The organism is Streptomyces sp. NPDC051286 (genome assembly GCF_044455345.1).
In the GTDB taxonomy this organism is placed as follows: domain Bacteria; phylum Actinomycetota; class Actinomycetes; order Streptomycetales; family Streptomycetaceae; genus Streptomyces.
The window spans coordinates 1-1,780 of record NZ_JBITER010000145.1; the positions used below are offsets into that span (position 1 = coordinate 1).

The window sequence follows — 1,780 nt, forward strand, 5'->3', positions numbered from 1 at the left end:
GCTAGCCGGAGACTTCGCACATGGGGGTTTAGGTCTGTAGCCAGCGGGGTCGGGTTTCATCGATGCCGAGGAGTTCGAGCAGGTGTGCTTCGACTCCTCGGCTGATGAGGATGGTGGGCGGGCTGGTGGCGGTGGCGGGCCGGAGCATGAGGCTGTCGAGCTGGTAGAAGATCATACGGCCGGTGGGGCGGACCTTGCGGTTGTCGGGGTAGAGGCCGCTCATGGTCTGCTCGGGGCCCAGGGCCTGGCGGACCTGGCGCTCGATCAGGCAGAACACGAGCAGGGCCAGGCAGATCACGGTGATCAGGGCGGCGATGCGCCGGTTGTGTTCCAGGAAGACGGGCGCGACGGCCAGGGGGCCCTTGAAGTCGTGGTAGCGCCGCTCGACCACACCTTGGCCTTTGTAGCGCTTGAAGACCTCGGCGGCGTCGGCCTGCTGGGGGGTGAGCCGGGTGACCAGGGCGTACCAGCCGTCGGCGGCGGACTGGGCGTCCAGGAGGGCCTGGTCGAAGTGCCATTCCAGGCGTGGGCGTTGGTCGGGGCCGGTGGTTACGGTGGTGCGCAGGCAGTCGGAGACCCGGCGGGTCTTGGCGATCACGCCGATCCTGGCCTGGATCTTCTCCGTGGTGTTGTAGTAGCGGCCGCCGGCCAGGCGTTGGAGCTTGTCGAGGTCTTCCGCGGCCCGGGTCAGGCGTTTGGCGCGGGCGGCCTGCTGGCCGCGGGCGTTGCCGGTGGAGTGGACCAGGATCCGGCGCAGCCGGTGCACCGGGTCGTGTTTGTGGGGCCCGGCCATGACGTGGACGTCTTCCAGGACGCGGTAGGAGTCGCGCTGGTCGGCGGGGGTGTTCCGCTCGCGGTCGCGGTCGTTGACGTAGTCGACCGGCCGGGCGGATTCCACGTCCAGGGCGGCGTAGACCTCGTGGGCGACCTGGGCGGCCGGGAGCGGGGCGATGAAGTCGACTTCCGCGTCCAGCAGCGCGGTGATGTTCGGGTAGGACACCAGCTTGGAGTCCGCGACGAGCAGGAAGTCCTTGCGGTCGGCGATCTTCCGCAGGGCCTTCATCGCGCCGACGACCTGGGCGACCTCCCCGGCGCCGCCGTCGTAGACGCGGTGGAAGACCGGGACTCCGCCGTCGCGGGTGACGGCGAGCCCGGCCTGGACCTGCTTCAGATCCACCCGCCGGTCCTTGGGGTGACCGTACTTGACCTGCGGGAACCCGTCCTCCTGGTCCTCGAACGCGCCGAAGAGCGACATCGAGGTCATGTCCCAGTGGATCTGGCTGACGTCGATGCCGAACTCCGCGATGGCCTGGGCACCGACTGAGCCGGTGATCTCGTCCAGGTGCGGGGCGATCGCGTCCAGGGCGCGGGCGAGCCGGTCGTCGTTCAGCAGCTCGGGATCGATGCCGAAGACCTCCTCCACCGCCCACTTCCGCGCCCAGTCCTCCACCCGGACCATGGCCGTCGGCGAGGACAGCCGGTTGGCGATCAGGACTTCGATCACTTGCCCGTGGGTCAGGTGCGCGACCTGGCGGACCGGGCACAGTGCGTCGATGATCCCGGCCACGTCCAGCCGGCGCAGAAACTCGGCAGAGGCGGGCAGAGCGCCCAGACGCCTCTCCACCACGGGAGCGAACTCCACCGTCATCCGAGGACGGTGGACCCGTGAGCGACGCGAACGAGATATCGGCATGTCCCACTCAACGACCGGCACCCCACAGAGGTACCGGTCGCATCGTCAGTTCATCCGAACCGGTCATGTGCGGAGGATGGGGCTAGC

1 protein-coding gene is annotated in these 1,780 nt (G+C 68.9%); it reads right to left on the reverse strand.

The features are described from left to right. Positions 1-28 precede the first annotated feature (28 nt). The gene (locus tag ACIBB8_RS37850; RefSeq protein WP_398959945.1) at positions 29-1,648 is read right to left on the reverse strand and encodes an IS1634 family transposase; all 1,620 of its coding nucleotides are present in this window, start codon (positions 1,646-1,648) and stop codon (positions 29-31) included. Positions 1,649-1,780 lie beyond the last annotated feature (132 nt).

Bases quoted from the DNA above. Each gene is read 5' to 3' on its own strand.
- ACIBB8_RS37850 (WP_398959945.1), bottom strand. From the start codon at position 1,648: ATGACGGTGGAGTTCGCTCCCGTGGTGGAGAGGCGTCTGGGCGCTCTG.